Genomic DNA, 17,704 nt, shown 5'->3' with positions numbered 1-17,704 from the left:
ATTAGCAAGAAGAGCATACTGAACATTGGCGTTTCACAGCGGGATTCTAGTGGGGAACCGGCGAAATGTCGGTCTTTTTCACTGCATCCTAGACTTTAGATGCACAAGGCAATGTTTCGCTGTCTGATCCTCTCGGGCATAATGCGCCCCCTTCCCACCTGCAGGCATCGGTCAGCCTGATCCTGCAGGACGTGTTCGGCGCATCAGCGACGCCCTCCCCCAGTTGCGACACCACGACTGCGGCCGGTCGGATGCGCCACATCAGGACGGTGCTCTTCCCTGACGCCCACGCACCCTAACAGCCATTACGGCACCCGGCAGCGCGCATTGTCCCGGCGCCTGCCTTTGAAAACAGGTGATACATGGAACTGACCAGCTACGCGGCGTCCCCGCTTTCGCTGCTCGCCCCGATCATAGCCATCGGTCTCGCAATACTGACACGTCGCGTCATGCTCTCCCTTGGGCTGGGTATTGTCTCTGGCGCTCTGCTGCTGAATGATTTCTCACCGCTCACCACGCTGGATTATCTATGGCGCCAGCTGGTCGCGGTCTTCGTCGAGCTGCCGGACAGCGGTCAACTGGCCGATGTCACGCTCAACAGCTGGAATGTCTATATCCTGCTGTTTCTGCTCGCTCTCGGGGCGATGGTCGGTGTCATCACTCTGGCCGGCGGCACGCGCGCCTTCGGCAACTGGGCGCGTGAACGGGTCACTACCCGTCGCGGCTCGCAGCTGATGACCGTCCTGCTGGGAGTCTTCATCTTCATCGATGACTACTTCAACAGCCTGGCGGTCGGCAACATCTGCCGCCCCCTGACGGATCGCCAGGGCCTGTCGCGGGCTCGTCTGGCCTATCTGATCGACTCCACCGCCGCACCGGTATGCGTGCTGACCCCCATCTCCAGCTGGGGTGCCTACATCATCAGTTTGATCGCCGGAATCCTGGCCACGCACCACATCACCGATGTCAGCCCCTTCGGTGCCTTCCTGGAGCTTTCCGCGCTCAACTATTACGCGATTGCGGCGCTGGTGCTGGTGATCGCCTCGGCCTGGTTCGACATCAACTTCGGTGCCATGCGCCGGCATGCCATCGCCGCGCGTGATGGCGAGCTATTTGACGCCAGCCGTGGCAATCCTCCCGGCAACCCCCATGTCAAAGAGTCGGAATGTGGCCGCCCCGTGGATCTGCTGATTCCGATCATCGTGCTGGTGATCGCCACCTTCTTCATGATCGTGCAGACCGGCGCCAGTGCGCTTGCCGCCAAGGGTGAGGCATTCGGCCTGGTGCGTGCCTTCGAACTGACCGATGTCGCAGGATCGCTGATCATCGGCGGTGCCATCGGCCTGCTCGCCGCCGTGATGATGCTGCTGCGTCACCGCATGGGCACTGGCCGCAGCATCGGTGCCATCGTCCAGGGCGCGCGCTCGATGCTGCCGGCCGTCTATATCCTGGTGTTCGCCTGGATGCTGACCGGCATCATCGGCTCACTCGGCACGGGCGAATACCTGGCGACGCTGGTGGATGGCGTGGTCTCCCCCACCTGGCTTCCGATGTTGCTGTTCGTGCTGTCCGGCCTGATGGCCTTCGCCACCGGCACCAGCTGGGGCACCTTTGGCATCATGCTGCCGATCGCCGGAGACATGGCGGCAGCCACCGAGATCGCGATGATGCTGCCGATGATGGGTGCCGTACTGGCGGGCTCGGTCTTCGGTGACCACTGCTCACCGATTTCCGACACCACCATCCTGTCCTCGACGGGCGCGAGCTGCCATCACATCGATCACGTCATGACCCAGTTGCCCTACGCGCTGCTGGGCGCCTGCATCTCGTTGCTGGCGTACCTGGTGATGGGCCTGACCGACAGCACGCTGTTCGGCTGGCTGAGTCTGGCAGGGCTGCTGGTCGTCAGCATCGCCTGGCTTGCCCGTCGGGAACGCGCCAACCCCGTGGTCGCACGCACCTGATGGACTGATCGCTCCACGCAAGAACACAAGGCCCCCGCCATGATTCATGACGGGGGCCTTGTGTTTGCGGCAGGCGCGATCTGCGCCCAAGCGTTCACTCACCGGCAATGCTCACGTCACTCAAGCACTGCGCGCCTGCCCGGCCAGACCGACGCCTGCCTCGCTCAATGCCTCACGCACATCCTCCAGACTCGCCGGGTCATCGATGGTCGAGGGAATCTGGTACTGCTCTCCCGCGGCGATCTGACGGATCATCTTGCGCAGAATCTTGCCGGAGCGTGTCTTGGGCAGCCGCTCGACGATCAGTACGTCCTTGGGCGAGGCGATCGCCCCTATCTCATCGCGCACACGCTGCGCCAGCGCCTGACGAAGAGCAGATTCGTCACCGCGCCAGGCATCCTTGATGATCACCAGTCCCAGCGGCATCTCGCCCTTGAGCGAATCCTCGATGCCGATCACCGCACATTCCGCCACTGCCTCGTGTGAGCCGAGGACCTGTTCCATTTCCCCGGTGGACAGGCGATGCCCTGCCACATTGATGACATCATCGATGCGCCCCATCACGAAGAGGTAGCCGTCCTCGTCAAGATAGCCGCCGTCTCCCGTCAGATAGTAGCCGGGGTACGCCGCCAGGTAGGCGGCGTGGAAACGCGCGGGATTGTGATAGAGCCCCGTGAGACACCCGGGCGGCAGCGGCTGCTGAATGACCACGTTGCCCTGCACTCCGGGTTCGACCTCATCCCCCAGACCATCGAGCACCTGCACATTGAAACCGGGCAACGGCCAGGTCGCACTGCCCGCGCGTGCCTCGACCGGCGCTCGGGGACCACTCGCCTGCCGAGTGATCATGTCGAGACCGAGCAGATTTCCCGCGACCGGCCAGCCGGTTTCCGTCTGCCACCAGTGATCCACGATCGGCACTGGCAGCAGGTCATTCAACCAATGATAGGTGGGAGGATCGAGTCGCTCCCCCGCCAGGAACAGGCTGCGCAGACTGGACAGGTCACGCCAGGCCATCAGGCTGGCGTCGGGGTCTTCCTTCTTGATGGCTCTGAAGGCGGTCGGTGCCGTGAAGAAGCAGTTGATCCGATACTCCTCGATCAAGCGCCAGAAGGCCCCGGCATCCGGCGTCCTGACCGGCTTGCCTTCATACATGACCGTCGAGGCTCCCATCAGCAACGGGCCATAGACGATATAGGAATGCCCCACGACCCAGCCGATATCGGAGGCTGCCATGAAGGTGTCCCCCGGGCGGGTCCCGTAGAGAATTTCCATGGAATAATGCAGTGCCACGGCGTAGCCGGCGTGATCGCGCACCACGCCCTTGGGCGTCCCGGTGGTGCCTGAGGTATAGAGGATATAGAGCGGCTCGCTTCCCAGCATGCTGACCACTTCCGTGGCCTGGGCATGCGCCAGACATTCCTGCCAATCGTGGTCTCGCGGCCCCAGGGTGGCTCGTTGCTGCTCACGTTGCAGGATCAGGCAGGCCTCTGGCGTATGCGTCGCAAGTTCGATCGCCTCATCCAGCCACGGCTTGTAGGGAATGACACGGTCGACCTCGATGCCACAGGAGGCCGCCAGGATGACCTTGGGCGTCGCATCATCGATCCGTACGGCCAGCTCCTTGGGGGAGAATCCTCCGAAGACCACGGAATGCACCGCCCCCAGGCGTGCGCAGGCCAGCATCGCCATCGCGGCCTCCGCCACCATCGGCATGTAGATGATCACGCGATCACCCTTCTCGACGCCCTTGTCACGCAGGGCACCCGCCAGCCTGGCCACTTCGTCGCGAAGCTCTCGATAGGTGTACTGGCACTTGCTGTCAGTGACGGGAGAGTCCCAGTAGAGCGCCACCTGATCCCCGCGGCCATTGGCCACGTGATGATCCAGCGCGGCATGACAGATATTCATCTCGCCATCAATGAACCAACGGGCGTGCTCCTGGGCATCCCAGGCCAGGATGGTCGCTGGATCACGGAACCAGACGATGCGCCTGGCCTGCTCAGCCCAGAAGTCCTCTGGCGCTTGATTGGCACGCGAGACAAGTGATTCGTAGTGCTCGCGTGCGGATCGCTTGGCGGTCTCAGGCATGGCTTACCTCGTTGACGATGCTGGCACGGGATTCATGGCATGGCGTTGCCATCAGAAAGCAGTATCACGTCTTACGCGCCTTCGACTCGGGGACTGCGCCTGGAAGATGCCGGCAGCTGGCGACCCCAAGTGTCCCACCACGCTGATGGCAGGTGACGCGCTTGCGCACTATCAGAACCTTAGGCCAAAACCCGCCCGTGTGAATGTCAGATGAGGCATCCAACTCTGGTCAGTTTGTCGTATGACGTCATCGACACGCAGTGAAACGAACGACCGTATGTCGACCAGCGTCAGGAAAAGGAAAAGTCCACCCCTGATCAGACCACCCTCGATGATTTATCGTTTAATATTGCCTTGGACGTAGCACGCGGAGTTATTGATGATTCACTAAAACAAGGATACTTCATGCCTGACACCACAAGGACGGCCAATCTGATGATGGAATCCCCCAGACAGCACCGGAGCTCACCAATGAATGCCAAGGTCTCAACCGCGAGGAAACCCGCCATGCCTGCGCAAGATGATGTCATTACGTTACACCAGGCAGGTGATCGCGTGATCGAGGAAGCCACTGCCCTGTTGAAGGCAATGGGCAATGAAAATCGCTTGCGAATTCTCTGCCTGCTCAGTGAAAGCGAAATGTCGGTCAGTGAACTGAATTCACGTCTCGAACTTTCCCAGTCAGCCCTGTCGCAGCATCTGGCCATTCTGCGTCGCGAAGGCATGGTGCGGACTCGCCGGGCGTCACAGACCATCTACTACTCACTGCTGGGCCCGAACGCTGCAGGCGTGATCCGCACGCTTCAACAACTCTATCGCTGAAAAAGGGCGCCAGTCGAAGACTGACGCCCTTGAGGGAAGCCATCGGATCATCCGGTCACGCCATGTCGCGACGCGATGCCATGACCAGGCTGAGCCAGACCCGCAACATCACCAGGTCTCTCGCACCTCCCTCACTCCTCGTTTGACGGATGGCCAGGGAATGGCCGCCATTGCCCACAGACTTGCATTCGTGCAGAGCCTGGCGCCTGCAGATCACGATTCGCGCAGATCCTGTTTTCCGCAGGTCTCGATTCGCGAAGGTCTCAGTGCTGCTGCCAGCGTGACTCGACATTGCGCTCCAGCACGCGGTCAAGCACACGATCCAGACTCAGCGTCATCCCCTTCCCGAATCGATCCATCATGCGACGCGGCTTTTCAAGACTGACTTCAAATATCTTGAGATCCTGCTTGAGATAGCCGGCCAGCAGCGCCTGACTTGTGCCCACCTCATCGATCAGACCGATCGCGATCGCCTCGCTGCCATACCAGATGTCCCCTTGTGACACGGCCTCCACATCCAGTTGCGGACGACGGCTACCGACGTGCTGCTTGAACAGATCATGGGTGCGTGCCAGGTCAGACAGGAACTTTTCACGCCCTTCTTCCGTATTCTCCCCCAGCATCGTCAGCGTTCGCTTGTAACGCCCAGCCGTCAGGATCTCCACATCGACATCGTGCTTCTTGAGAAGACGGTGCACATTGGGCACCTGTGCTACGACGCCGATGGACCCTATCACGGCAAACGGCGCCGCCACGACGTGATCAGCGGCACACGCCATCATGTACCCGCCACTCGCGGCCACCTTGTCGACGGTAATCGTCAGACGCGCTCCTGCCGCACGCAGACGATCCAGCTGTGCGGCGGCCAGACCGTAGGCGTGCACCAGGCCACCACCAGACTCCAGTCGCAGTACCACTTCATCCTTGTCGGTCAGCACGCCTTCCAGCGCGGTGACCTGCTCGGCGAGGCTTTCCACTCCCGTCGCCTTGATATCGCCGACGAAATCGAGCACGAACACCCGACGCCCGGCAGTGGAGTCCTGATCCTGAACGTCATCTGAAGGCTTGCGCTTCGCCTTGGCCTTGAGCGCCTTCTTAAGAGACTTGGCCTCCTGCTTCTCCTTCTTGGCGCGTGCCTTGGCATTGGCGGTGCGCTCGGCATCTTCCAACCCGGCCTGCCCCAATTCCCGCTGGAGGTGCTGCATGCGCTCATGCCAGGGGCGAATCTTGAGGCGAGCCTCGCGCTCACCACTGTCCCCGTGACGGGCACGCACGATCATGAGGATGATTGCCCCAATGGCCACCACCACCGTGACTGCCTCGGCGAGAAAGAGGCCATATTCCGATAACCATTGCATGCACTTGCTCCTGAACGACATGGATGTCGTCGGACACCGCGACCTGCACGGATCTGTCTGACGGACAACGACTTTAGCGGCCACCAGGCCAGCTGTGAGATTCCTGCTACATGGGGGCAAATGACCCTCTCTGCAAGGCGAGCACGGCGCTGCGAGACAGGGTGTCACAACGCCGGTTGATCCGGTCAGCGCAAGGGCCGCTGCAACGGAAGAGATCATCTTCGGCGCTTGATTGGAACGATCGTTTGAAATAGTCTGATGCACAGCCTTGAAAGTGCTGACCCCCATATCCACTTTCCCAGCCTTCACCATTGAAAAGGAATATTGCCATGGCAGACGCTAACGCCGTCATCGAGATGCTGAAAAATCGCTTCAACCCGGACGCCGCCAAGGGCATGAACGACGTCTTCCAGTTCAACATCACCGACAGTGATGACTACTACATGGTCGTCAAGGATGGCACCCTGGACGTGGGCGAAGGGGAGCACGACGACCCGTCCGTCACGCTGTCCACTGACAGTGATACCCTCAAGGGCGTGATGAAGGGCGAAGTCGACGGCATGCAGGCCTTCATGACGGGCCGCCTGAAAGCGACCGGCAACATCATGCTGGCCACCAAGCTGACCTCTCTCTTCCCGAACAAGTGACGGCAGAACAGCGGATGCGACCTCTGCTGATCGGTATCGCTCGATGAGCGATACCGTCAATGAAAACGCCCCTGCCATTGGCAGGGGCGTTTTCATTGACAGCCCGAAGTGCCAGGCGTCAGCGGCCGCTGGCCACCGAGCGCAGGAAGTTGTCGATCAAGGCATGCGAGATCGAGAACTTCGGCGGCAAGCCAGGCAAGGATTCAGGTGTGAACCACTGGGCATCCTCTATCTCATGGCCATCAATGGCGATCTCTCCGCCCGCATATTCGGCGTAGTATCCCAACATGAAGGAGTGAGGAAATGGCCAGGATTGGCTCTGGAAGTAACTCACGCGCCCGACCTCGACACCCACTTCCTCCAGGACCTCGCGCCTCACCGCTTCCTCGGCGCTTTCCCCGGCTTCGATGAAACCGGCCAGGGTCGAGTACATGCCGGGCCCGAAACGCGGACTGCGTGCCAGCAGCAACTCACGCCCACGCGTGATCAGCGTGATGATGCAGGGTGAGATCCGCGGATAGCTGCGATGCTGACAGCCGGTACAGTGCATCGCGAACTCATGTTCCAGACGTTTCATTCGCTTGCCACAACGCCCACAGAAACGATGGTCCCGCGCCCACTTGAGCACCTGCAGGGCACTTGAGAGCAGCGGGAACTGCTCTCTGGGCAGTGAATGCAACCATTGCCGAGCGCCTGGCCACTCGGAAGAACCATTCTCGCCAAGCACGGCGATCGGCGCCCCCTGCCACTCTCCCAGTGCAATCGCGCCGGATGGCCAGTCGCATGGCGGTTGAATGATGCCGCCATCGGGCGCCGGGGCGACCCCGTCGCGCCCGATGCGAATCAGGTACCCCTGACGCTGGTTCACTCGTGACAGATCACGTATCAGCATCAGACAGCGCCTCCCGGGTTGCCTCTGCCGTCAAGGCTGCCCAACGAGTCGATCGCCACCTTGTCAAAGGCACATTCTGTCTTGGCACGAATTTCCTCGCACCAGGCAGCATGGCGCTCAAGCTCCAGCGCCGAGAGCCCGGGCGTGACCAGACGCGGGCGGTCCGCCCGAAGGCGACGCACCCCCACAATGCCGCCCTCTCCCTCATCGCCATCGTCTATGTCGTCCAGCCCGAGCGCCGTCTGACCGCCGGTCATCGCCAGATAGACGTCGCCGAGGATCTCCGCATCCAGCAAGGCACCGTGCAGCACGCGGTGCCCATTGTCGATATCGTAGCGCTTGCACAGCGCATCCAGGTTGTTGCGCTGACCGGGGTGCTTCTCGCGGGCGAGCTTCAGGGTATCGAGGATCGCGCAGTGTTCCGCCACCGGCCCCAACGGCTGGCTACGCCGTGGATTGATCAGGCCGAATTCATGATCAATGAAGCCGACGTCAAAGGGCGCGTTGTGAATGACGAGCTGGGCGCCCTTGATGAACTCCCAGAAGGCATCCGCCACGTCCGCGAAGACCGGCTCATTGGCGACCCGTTCATCGGTGATGCCGTGGACGCCGATCGCCTCTTCATCGATCAATCGTTCCGGATTGATGTACTGGTGATAAGTGCGCCCCGTCAAACGGCGATTGATCATCTCCACCGCACCGATCTCGATCAGACGGTGGCCTTCCTTCGGGTCGATACCGGTCGTTTCGGTATCGAGAATAATCTGACGCATCTCAGACCTCTTGGTGAACGGGACCTGGTGAACGGGTCCGGGTGAACTTGGCTCTGAAGACACTGGTCCTGATGTATCCGACGCTGGTGCTTCTGACGCTGAGGTTTGTGACTCGGTGGCACCTGACTCTGAGCTGCCGGGCCAGTAGCCGCGTGCTCAACGGCGTGACTGCATCTCATCGATCGCTTCATTGGCAAGGCTATCGGCACGTTCATTGCCTTCGTCGCCACTGTGACCCTTGACCCAGCGCCACTCGATATCATGACGCTGACTCTGTTCCAGCAACGCCTTCCACAGCGCCTCATTCTTGACCGGTTGCTTGGCAGCCGTCTTCCAGCCGCGCTTGACCCAGCCATGGACCCACTTGGTGATGCCATTCTTGACGTATTCGGAGTCCGTCCACAGCACCACGTCACAGCGCCGGGTCAACGCCTTCAGGGCCTCGATGGCGGCCATCAGCTCCATGCGATTGTTGGTGGTGTCCTGTTCGCTGCCCTTGAGTTCCTTGCGATGCTTGCCACTGACGAGAATGGCTCCCCACCCTCCCGGGCCGGGATTTCCTCGGCAGGCACCATCGGTGTGGATGACCACCCGAGGGCTGGGGGCGGCTGAGGAGGCATCATTGGCGAGATCGGACGAGGAGACACTGTGACTCACAGGGGAACACTCTTGGAGAAAGGACAGGACACAGGCAATGACACGACGCGACGTCACTTCGACGCGGGCTTGCTGCCAGGGCGACATTCTAACCGCTCATGCCGGATAGCGGCAAAGCGACCTGTGTGTCCTTACAGTCCATGTCAGCCCATCCGGCGACACGGACGGCGTGGCGACATGGCCTGCACGGCTCACACCTTGCCCGAGTCATCCGACGAACGGGAGTCATGATTGTCGCGCGAATGCAGGCGGGTCACCTGCCCGATGGCGACACCGGGAATCGCCACGCGTGAGCGCTTGGCATTCAGAGGCTGCACGTACCCGACATTGCGACGGGCCCGTATCAGCATCAGGCTTCCCAGAGGCAGGTTGTAACGGCGTCCCATCCGCTCGAGCCAACCATGGCGCAGGCGCAAGCCAGGCAGGTGAAATCCCGCGTAGTCGATACGCTCGATCTCGAAGTCCACGAAGGCCAACCAGTCCCTGAGTGCCGCCGGAGTGCGCCAGCTGCCTTCCCAGGGAGTGATGTGCCGCCGCCGGGGGTCGAGGCGCAGCAGACCCTCCCCGGACATCGGCTGCCAGGCGACGATGATCAGACAACCGCTGGAGCGCAGGACACGCGCCGCTTCGCGCAAGAGGCGATGGGGCTCCGGCGCGACCTCCAGCAGATGATGGATCATCACCATGTCCATGCTTTCATCTGGCAGGGCCAGCTGAGTGAGCGGGCAGATGAGGGTCGATGGCGACTGGGCCAGGGCGGGCTCCGGCGCCCAATGGATGGCATGCCGGATGGGAGACAAGGAGAGCAGGTCATTGTCTCCCGGCCCCAGACACAGACTGTGGAAGCCGAAGCAACGCTCGAACAGCGGCGTCAACATCTCGCGCTCGGCGATGAGAATGTCCTTGCCGTCCGCCCCTTCAAGAAAGGCGCGCATCGCTCGCACGTGGGCGCCCAGCAGCCGCGCGTGCTGTCGCCGACGCGCTTCCGGGGTGAGTTGCGCAGCGGAATCCGCCCCGCGTGAACGACTTTTCCACATCCCTGCATCTCCCGTCTCTTTCATGGGGGAGCGCCCCACGCGCAAGCAAGATGTCACATACTTCTACATTCTCACACCACAAGAGGTTTGACACTTACCCGCTTGCTCGGCAGGCTCTACGCCTTTGCATGGCGATACGTCAGCCGCTTGCGCGCTGTCAACGCCAGACACCCCGGAAAAGAGCGGCGATGAACGCCCCGGGCTGTCCGATGAGAAATCGCATCGTCGATGCCACGCCAAAACCTCCGTGAGCAATGGCCTCGACATCACTTGAAGACATCGTATCCACCATATGCCTGGCGAAGGCTTGCGCCAATCGCCAGCGGGACGGAACTGCCAAGTTCTTTCATTCGGTCACGTCACCGGCAGCCTCCCCCGTCACGCAATGGGATACCGACACGACAAGAGTACCTGACCACCATGATGAGCGTTACGCCCATAGCGGCCTTTCAGGACAACTATATCTGGCTGATCCAGAGCGACGACAGCGACACGGTTGCCGTCGTCGATCCGGGTGATGCCACGCCGGTGATCGAGGTCCTGGAAACCCGCGGCCTGACTCTGGACACGATTCTAATCACTCACCACCATCAGGATCACACCGGCGGCCTCCCCGAGCTGATCAAGCGCTACCGCCCTCGCGTGGTCGGCCCGCACAACCCGGCCATCGAGGGGATCGATGTGCGTGTCGCCGATGGTGACAGCGTGCGCGTGCAGGGACGCTTGTTCGATGTCCTGGAAGTGCCCGGCCACACACTGGACCACATCGCGTTCGTGAGTGCCGGCATGCCGGGGTTGCTGTTCTGCGGGGACACCCTCTTCAGCGCGGGCTGTGGCCGTCTGTTTGAAGGCACACCAGAGCAGATGCACCAGTCACTCACGCGCCTGGCATCACTCCCGGAAGACACCCTCGTCTTCCCGGCTCACGAGTACACCCTGGCCAACCTGGCATTTTCCCGCGCGGCGGAGCCTGACAACACGCAACGCGATCAGGTGATCGCCGAGTGTGAGCGCGCCCGCGAGACCGGCCGCCCGACCCTCCCGAGTCGCATCGCGCGTGAAAGACAGATCAACCCCTTCCTGCGCAGCGATGACTCCACCTTGCAACAACGCTTGCTCCAGCAAGGGCGCCTCACTGCCTCAGAGGACGAGCCTCTCACGTCACTGGCAGCCTTCACGGCACTGCGCCAGTGGAAGGACAGCTTCTAGACCCGCTGACCGCGCGCCTGCCCACGACCTGAAGATGGGCAGGCGTCTCGCGTGACAGCGGGTCGGGTTCTCGTGATCCCGATCAGCCCCCGCAGTCACAGTTTGCGCCGGAATGTCCGGCATGCTGAGCCCGTGTCGTGCCCATCCCACGCTGGCTCGCCAAAGAGTACTCCGTCAATGCATCAGCAAGACCTCCGTACCGACGACACCTCTGTCATCAAGACATCTGCCGCCGACACGCCGGCCCGCCTGCCACTGACTGCTGAACGTCTGCGTTACCTGATTCGCCTCGCCTCTCTCGGAGCCGGCCTGTGCCTGCCGCTGATGGCGACTCCTGCCAATGCAAGCTCCCGGGCGCTCGACGACCTGACACCCACCAGCGTGCATCAGAGCGCTCCTCTGAATTTCATGCAAGCCATCGATGCGGTGCCCGCGCGCTACGATGATGTGTGGGAGCGCCTGCGTGCCGGCTATCAGCTGCAGCAGGACACCGGACGCCCTCGAGTACGCAAATGGATCGACTGGTATGAAGAGCACCCGGAGCACGTGGAGCGTATCGCCGAACAGGCTCGCCCCTGGCTGCGTTACGTGACGCGTCGCACCGAGGCGCGCGGCCTTCCGGCCGAACTTGCCCTGCTGCCTTTCATCGAGAGTGCCTATGATCCGGATGCCGCCCACCCCGGCGGCGCCACCGGCATGTGGCAGTTCATGCCCCAGACCGGCGATGCCATGGGCCTGACCCGCAACCGCTGGTACGACGGCCGCAAGGACGTCCTGATGGCCACCGATGCCGCACTGGATTATCTGCAGTCCCAGGGCGAGCGCTGGTACGACGGAGACTGGGAGCTTGCGCTGGCCGCCTACAACGCCGGCGCCGGCACCGTGAACCGCGCGCGCCGACGTGCCGGCTCAGGGGATGAGGATTACTGGAACATCAAGCTGCCCAGCGAGACCATGGAGTACGTGCCCAAGCTGCTGGCGCTGGCTGCGGTGATCCGTGAACCCGAAGAGTACGGTCTGAATCTGCCGGCGATTCCGGACACCCCGGAAATCGCCGCCGTCGATACCCGGGGCCAGCTTGACCTTTCCGTTGCCGCCAGACTGGCTGGCATCAGCGAAAGCGAGCTGCGCACCCTGAATCCCGCGTACAAGCGGTGGGCGACAAGCCCGGGAGACAGCTCGCTGGTGATTCCGGCCACGGCACGTGACACCTTCCTCAGCAAGCTTGAGACCCTGCCGCAAGAGACCCGCGAAAGCTGGGCGGAGTACCGTGTCCAGCGTGGCGACAGCCTATCGGTCATCGCCCGTCGCAGTGGACTGACACTGGCGGAGCTCAAGCAAAAGAATCGCCTGAGCGGCAACACCATCCGGGTCGGTCAGCCTCTGTTGGTGCCTGACGCCACTCGCGGCGTGGCAGCGGCGCAACTCGCAGAAGCCAACGGCCTCAAGAAGGTGCGCGTCAAGCGTGGCGATTCGCTGTCGGTGATTGCGGCACGTCACAATGTCACCACCCGCCAGATCGCGCGTTGGAACAAGCTCTCTTCCGCCGATTATCTGCGTCCGGGCCAGATGCTGACGCTCTACAGCGCCAACTGAGCGCCATCGCCTGCGCAGCTCCTACGCAGCACGTACGCAACATCAAGACGCCCCCGCCATGCTCCATGGCGGGGGCGTCTTGATATCAGGCACCTGTCAGCCTGGACTCCTCCAGCACTCGGTGGCCGGCACTCGGTGACCGGCACCCGGTGACCGGCACCACGAGGCAACAACAGACACTGAAACGCCGGCACTGACACCAGTCAGTCGCCCTCATCGTGGTCGAACAATGGTCGATAACGGGGAACTTCGATACTCTTGGCGGGGTCGATGCTTGCGGACCCCGTGGCAGTGAGTTGACCTGCCTGCCTTGTGTCCACCAGTGCCACCCGACATTGTCACCTGGCCCTTCGCGCCATGATCCCCCATTCAAGGATGTCCTTTGATGCAGGCTGCTTCTCTTATCCCTCGGCATGCACGCCTACTTCGTGCACTGTGCCTCGGGGCTCTGATTCTCTCCGCCATTGTACCGGCGCATGCATCCTCATCGCGGACCACTGATCAGAAGACTCCCGTGGCCCCCCTGGACGTGCCGACCGTGCACGGACTGGCCATCTATGGCGAACCGGCACATCCGGCAGGCTTCACTCACTTCCCCTACGTGAATCCTGACGCCCCCATCGGCGGACGTATGACTCGCGCCGCCATCGGCAGCTTCGACTCCACCAACCCCTTCATCCTCAAGGGCAACTCGGTGGCAGGGCTCAATTATTTCGGCGGGTTGATCTATGACACCCTGCTCACCCAGTCTGCCGATGAACCCTTCACTGAATATGGCCTGCTGGCCAGCGGGATCCGACTGGCAGAAGACCGCAGTGCCATCGAGTTCGATATCGATCCCCGCGCACGCTTTCATGATGGGGAACCCGTCACCGCCGAGGATGTCGTCTTCACCTATCGTCTGCTGATGAAGGATGGCCTGCCCTTCTTCAAGAGCTACTACCACGATGTCACTCGCGTCAGCCTGATCGACACCGATACCGTTCGCTTCGACATGGCTCCCGACGCCGCCCGCGAGCTGCCCTTGATCATCGGTCAGCTGCCGGTCCTGCCCGAGCATTACTGGAAGACACGTGATTTCACCCGCGCCACGCTGGAACTCCCGCTTGGCTCAGGGCCTTACCGCATGGCCTCGCTGGATGCCGGACGCCAGGTACGCTATGAGCGTGTCGCGGATTACTGGGGCAAGGACCTACCCGTCAACAAGGGACGCCATAACATCCAGACACTGGTCTATGACTATTACCGCGACCAGAGCGTGTCGCTGGAGGCCTTCAAGGCCGGCAGCATTGACCTGCATGTGGAGAGCAGCGCCAAGAACTGGGCGACGGCCTATGACACGCCTGCGCTCAGAGACGGGCGTCTGAAGAAGCTGGAGGTGCCAGACAGCAATCCTGCCGGCATGCAGGGCTTCGTGCTCAATGAACGCCGCGCGCGCTTCCAGGACCCGCGGGTACGCGAAGCCCTGGCACTAGTCTTCGATTTCGACTGGGTCAACCGCAATCTCTTCTACGGCGCCTACCAGCAGACCCACAGCTATTTCGAGAATTCGGACATGGCCGCGAATGGCCTGCCTGAAGGACGGGAACTGGCCCTGCTTGAGCCGTTCAAGGACCAGTTGCCCGCCGCCGTCTTCCGCGACCCGCTGCCCATCGATGAGCCCACGGAACTGCGCCCGCGGCTGCGCAAGGCACTCAACCTGCTTCGGGACGCTGGCTATCGCGTCGCGGATGGCCAGCTGGTCAATCACGAGACGGGCAAGCCGCTGACACTGGAAGTCCTCAACTACGACACCCAGTTCGAACGGGTCATCCAGCCGTGGATTCGCAATCTGGCACGCATCGGCATCCAGGCGCGTATCCGCACCGTCGACGTCAACCAGTACATCAATCGTCGGCGAAGCTTCGATTTCGATGTCGTGGTCGGCAGTTACCCCCAGTCCAACAGTCCCGGCAGCGAACAGCGCGAGTACTGGACGAGTGACTACGCCGATGTCGCCGGCTCGCGCAACCTGATCGGCCTGAAGAGTCCGGTCATCGATGCACTCACCGATGCCCTGATCCAGGCCCAGACCCGCGAAGATCTGCTGAGCGCCACACGAGCACTGGATCGCGTGCTGCGCTGGGGATTCCATGTCGTGCCGCAGTGGCATCTCGCGGCGACTCGCATCGCGCTGTGGGACAAGTTCGGCTATCCGCAGCCGTTCCCGGAGTATCTGCTGAGCCTGGACAGCTGGTGGATCGTCCCCGGGGCTGAGGCTGATGACGAGTCAGACGACTGAAACACTCGCGTGAAGATGGCCAACTGCCGCGCATCCCTCGGCATTGGCCAGCACGACCGACATGGGGCGTCTGCAAGGCTCGCCCCGGCGATTGCTCAACCATGAATGAACACGATGCCATCCGGACCGCCCCGCACAGGGCGGCCGCATGACACGCAGGGAGATTGCTCTTGGGTGCCTATATTCTGCGCCGAGTCCTGTTGATGATTCCGACACTGCTTGGAATCCTGTTGCTGAATTTCCTGATCGTCCAGGCGGCTCCCGGCGGGCCCATCGAGCAGCTGATGTCGCGTCTTGACGGCCTCAGCGCCGGGGCCAGCACACGGCTGAACAGTGGGGGTGGCGATGGCGTCACCAGCGGCTCCGGCACCAGTTCCACCTACCGCGGAGCCTCGGGAGTCGACCCGGCCCTGATCGCCGAGCTGGAGCAGCAATTCGGCTTCGACAAGCCCGCCTGGGAGCGCTTCCGCGACATGGTGGTCGACTACGCGCAGTTCGATTTCGGCGACAGCTTCTTCCGCGACCGCCCGGTGATCGACCTGATGCTGGAGCGACTCCCCGTCTCGATTTCCTTGGGCCTGTGGACGACGCTGCTGGTCTATCTGGTGTCGATACCACTGGGCATTCGCAAGGCACTGGTGCATGGCTCACGCTTCGATGTCTGGACCTCGGGTGTCGTCATCGTCGGCTACGCGATTCCGGGCTTCCTGTTCGCGATCCTGTTGATCGTGGTGTTCGCCGGCGGCAGCTATCTCGACTGGTTCCCGCTCAGGGGGCTGACCTCCCCGGATTTCGAGGAGCTCTCGACGCTTGGCAAGGTCCTCGATTATTTCCATCACATCGCCCTTCCCGTGCTGGCCTCCGCCATCGGCAGCTTCGCCACCCTGACGATGCTGACCAAGAACAGCTTCCTGGATGAGATCCACAAGCAGTACGTGCTGACGGCACGCGCCAAGGGGGCCAGCGAGAACCGCATTCTCTACGGACATGTCTTCCGCAACGCCATGCTGATCATCATCGCGGGGCTGCCGGCGGCGCTGGTCGGCATATTCTTCACCGGCTCGCTGCTGATCGAGGTCATCTTCTCTCTCGATGGCCTGGGCCTGCTGGGCTTCGAGGCGGTACTGCAGCGCGACTATCCGCTGATCTTCGGCACCCTGTACCTTTACACCCTGATTGGCCTGATCCTGAAACTGGTATCAGACCTGATGTATGTGTGGATCGACCCGCGCATCGACTTCGCGACCCGGGAGGCTTGAGATGCGTCACGACACACCCCTTCAAGGGGAGACCAACGTCGTCCAGGACGTGCCGGAACGCCCGCACCGCTCGCGCCTGTCGCCCATCACGCGGCGGCGTATCACGGCGTTTCGTGACAACCGGCGCGCCTGGTGGTCACTGCTGATCTTCGGCATGCTGTTCATTCTGTCGCTCGGGGCGGAACTGATCGCCAATGACCGCCCACTGCTGGTCTCCTATCAGGACGAGCTCTACCTGCCGATGCTCAAGGAGTATCCGGAAACGACCTTCGGCGGCTTCCTGCCGACCGCCACGGATTATCGCGATCCCTATGTGATCGACGCCATCGCGGCGCAGGGCTTCATGCTCAACACCCTGATCCCGTATTCCTATGACACCCTGGATCTCAACCTGGGGTCGCCCGCGCCTTCGGCTCCCAATGCCCGTCATTGGCTGGGCACGGATGACCAGGGACGGGACGTGCTGGCGCGGGTGATCTACGGCTTCCGCCTGTCGGTCCTCTTCGCTCTGGTGCTGACCGCCGGTTCCATCGTGCTGGGCGTGCTGATCGGTGGTGTTCAGGGCTATTTCGGCGGCAAGGTCGATCTGATCGGGCAGCGCTTGATCGAGATCTGGTCTGGACTGCCGGTGCTGTTCCTGTTGATCATCCTGGCCAGCATCGTGGAACCCAATCTCTGGTGGCTGACCGGCATCATGCTGCTGTTCTCGTGGCTGGGGATCGTCGATATCGTGCGCGCCGAATTCCTGCGTGCGCGAAATCTGGAGTATGTGCGCGCGGCCCGCGCCATGGGCCTGCCCTCACGTCTCATCATGTGGCGTCATGTACTGCCCAATGCGATGGTCGCCACCCTGACCTTCATCCCCTTCCTGTTCACGGGCGCCATCACGACCCTGACCGCGCTGGACTTCCTGGGCTTCGGGTTGCCGGCAGGCTCCCCGTCGCTGGGCGAACTGGTCGCGCAGGGCAAGAACAATCTCCAGGCCCCCTGGCTTGGCATGACGGCATTTCTCAGTCTCGGCATCATGCTGACCCTGCTGGTCTTCATCGGTGAAGGGCTGCGCGATGCCTTCGACCCACGTCATATCAGTGCCCGGGAGCAGGACGCATGAGTCAGTC

14 protein-coding genes are annotated in these 17,704 nt (G+C 62.1%); 8 read left to right on the top strand and 6 right to left on the bottom strand.

Features of this window, described 5'->3' with window-relative positions:
• Positions 1-362 precede the first annotated feature (362 nt).
• A complete protein-coding gene (locus tag AC26AR_RS07170; RefSeq protein ID WP_404625410.1) occupies positions 363-1,964 on the top strand; it encodes a Na+/H+ antiporter NhaC family protein in 1,602 nt (533 codons plus the stop codon).
• A 120-nt stretch (positions 1,965-2,084) separates the two neighbouring features.
• On the opposite strand, the gene AC26AR_RS07165 is transcribed toward AC26AR_RS07170, so the two are convergent.
• On the bottom strand, positions 2,085-4,055 hold the full coding sequence (locus AC26AR_RS07165) for an AMP-binding protein (RefSeq protein ID WP_417285926.1): 1,971 nt from the start codon (positions 4,053-4,055) through the stop codon (positions 2,085-2,087).
• A gap of 507 nt (positions 4,056-4,562) precedes the next feature.
• Here AC26AR_RS07165 and AC26AR_RS07160 point away from each other — a divergent pair.
• Positions 4,563-4,877 carry an ArsR/SmtB family transcription factor gene (locus AC26AR_RS07160; RefSeq protein WP_077376763.1) on the top strand — a complete coding sequence of 105 codons (315 nt, stop codon included), beginning with the start codon at positions 4,563-4,565 and terminating at the stop codon, positions 4,875-4,877.
• Between the two features lie 263 nt (positions 4,878-5,140).
• On the opposite strand, the gene sohB is transcribed toward AC26AR_RS07160, so the two are convergent.
• A complete protein-coding gene (gene sohB / locus AC26AR_RS07155; protein ID WP_417285927.1) occupies positions 5,141-6,235 on the bottom strand; it encodes a protease SohB in 1,095 nt (364 codons plus the stop codon).
• Positions 6,236-6,564: 329 nt separating this feature from the next.
• Here sohB and AC26AR_RS07150 point away from each other — a divergent pair, with 329 nt between their 5' ends.
• Positions 6,565-6,882 carry an SCP2 sterol-binding domain-containing protein gene (locus AC26AR_RS07150; RefSeq protein ID WP_417285928.1) on the top strand — a complete coding sequence of 106 codons (318 nt, stop codon included), beginning with the start codon at positions 6,565-6,567 and terminating at the stop codon, positions 6,880-6,882.
• A gap of 118 nt (positions 6,883-7,000) precedes the next feature.
• Here the strand turns inward: AC26AR_RS07150 and nudC are convergent, their stop codons facing one another.
• The 4 genes from nudC to AC26AR_RS07130 form a co-directional block, all read right to left on the bottom strand.
• On the bottom strand, positions 7,001-7,774 hold the full coding sequence (nudC, locus tag AC26AR_RS07145) for an NAD(+) diphosphatase (RefSeq protein ID WP_077376771.1): 774 nt from the start codon (positions 7,772-7,774) through the stop codon (positions 7,001-7,003).
• Positions 7,774-8,547: a DNA polymerase III subunit epsilon gene (dnaQ, locus tag AC26AR_RS07140; RefSeq protein WP_341542804.1), complete on the bottom strand. Its 774-nt coding sequence runs from the start codon at positions 8,545-8,547 to the stop codon at positions 7,774-7,776. Before dnaQ ends, nudC begins: the two co-directional genes overlap by 1 nt.
• A 156-nt stretch (positions 8,548-8,703) precedes the next feature.
• Positions 8,704-9,204: a ribonuclease HI gene (gene rnhA / locus AC26AR_RS07135; RefSeq protein ID WP_240704129.1), complete on the bottom strand. Its 501-nt coding sequence runs from the start codon at positions 9,202-9,204 to the stop codon at positions 8,704-8,706.
• 191 nt (positions 9,205-9,395) lie between these two features.
• A complete protein-coding gene (locus tag AC26AR_RS07130; protein WP_077376780.1) occupies positions 9,396-10,241 on the bottom strand; it encodes a methyltransferase domain-containing protein in 846 nt (281 codons plus the stop codon).
• Positions 10,242-10,661: 420 nt separating this feature from the next.
• On the opposite strand from AC26AR_RS07130, the gene gloB reads away from it, so the two are divergent.
• The 5 genes from gloB (at position 10,662) to AC26AR_RS07105 (ending at position 17,697) form a co-directional block, all read left to right on the top strand.
• Positions 10,662-11,450, top strand: a complete 789-nt coding sequence (gene gloB / locus AC26AR_RS07125; RefSeq protein ID WP_417285930.1) for a hydroxyacylglutathione hydrolase — start codon at positions 10,662-10,664, stop codon at positions 11,448-11,450.
• Positions 11,451-11,627: 177 nt separating this feature from the next.
• Positions 11,628-13,046: a LysM peptidoglycan-binding domain-containing protein gene (locus AC26AR_RS07120; protein WP_176493234.1), complete on the top strand. Its 1,419-nt coding sequence runs from the start codon at positions 11,628-11,630 to the stop codon at positions 13,044-13,046.
• 385 nt (positions 13,047-13,431) lie between these two features.
• A complete protein-coding gene (locus tag AC26AR_RS07115) occupies positions 13,432-15,327 on the top strand; it encodes an extracellular solute-binding protein (RefSeq protein WP_488107786.1) in 1,896 nt (631 codons plus the stop codon).
• A 170-nt stretch (positions 15,328-15,497) separates the two neighbouring features.
• Positions 15,498-16,586 carry a microcin C ABC transporter permease YejB gene (locus AC26AR_RS07110; RefSeq protein ID WP_084208776.1) on the top strand — a complete coding sequence of 363 codons (1,089 nt, stop codon included), beginning with the start codon at positions 15,498-15,500 and terminating at the stop codon, positions 16,584-16,586.
• Between the two features lies 1 nt (position 16,587).
• Positions 16,588-17,697, top strand: a complete 1,110-nt coding sequence (locus tag AC26AR_RS07105; protein ID WP_417285933.1) for an ABC transporter permease — start codon at positions 16,588-16,590, stop codon at positions 17,695-17,697.
• The last annotated feature ends 7 nt before the right edge of the window (positions 17,698-17,704 follow it).

It is taken from the genome of Cobetia sp. PS-4MA (genome assembly GCF_057670765.1).
This window is presented reverse-complemented; position numbering and strand designations above follow the sequence as displayed.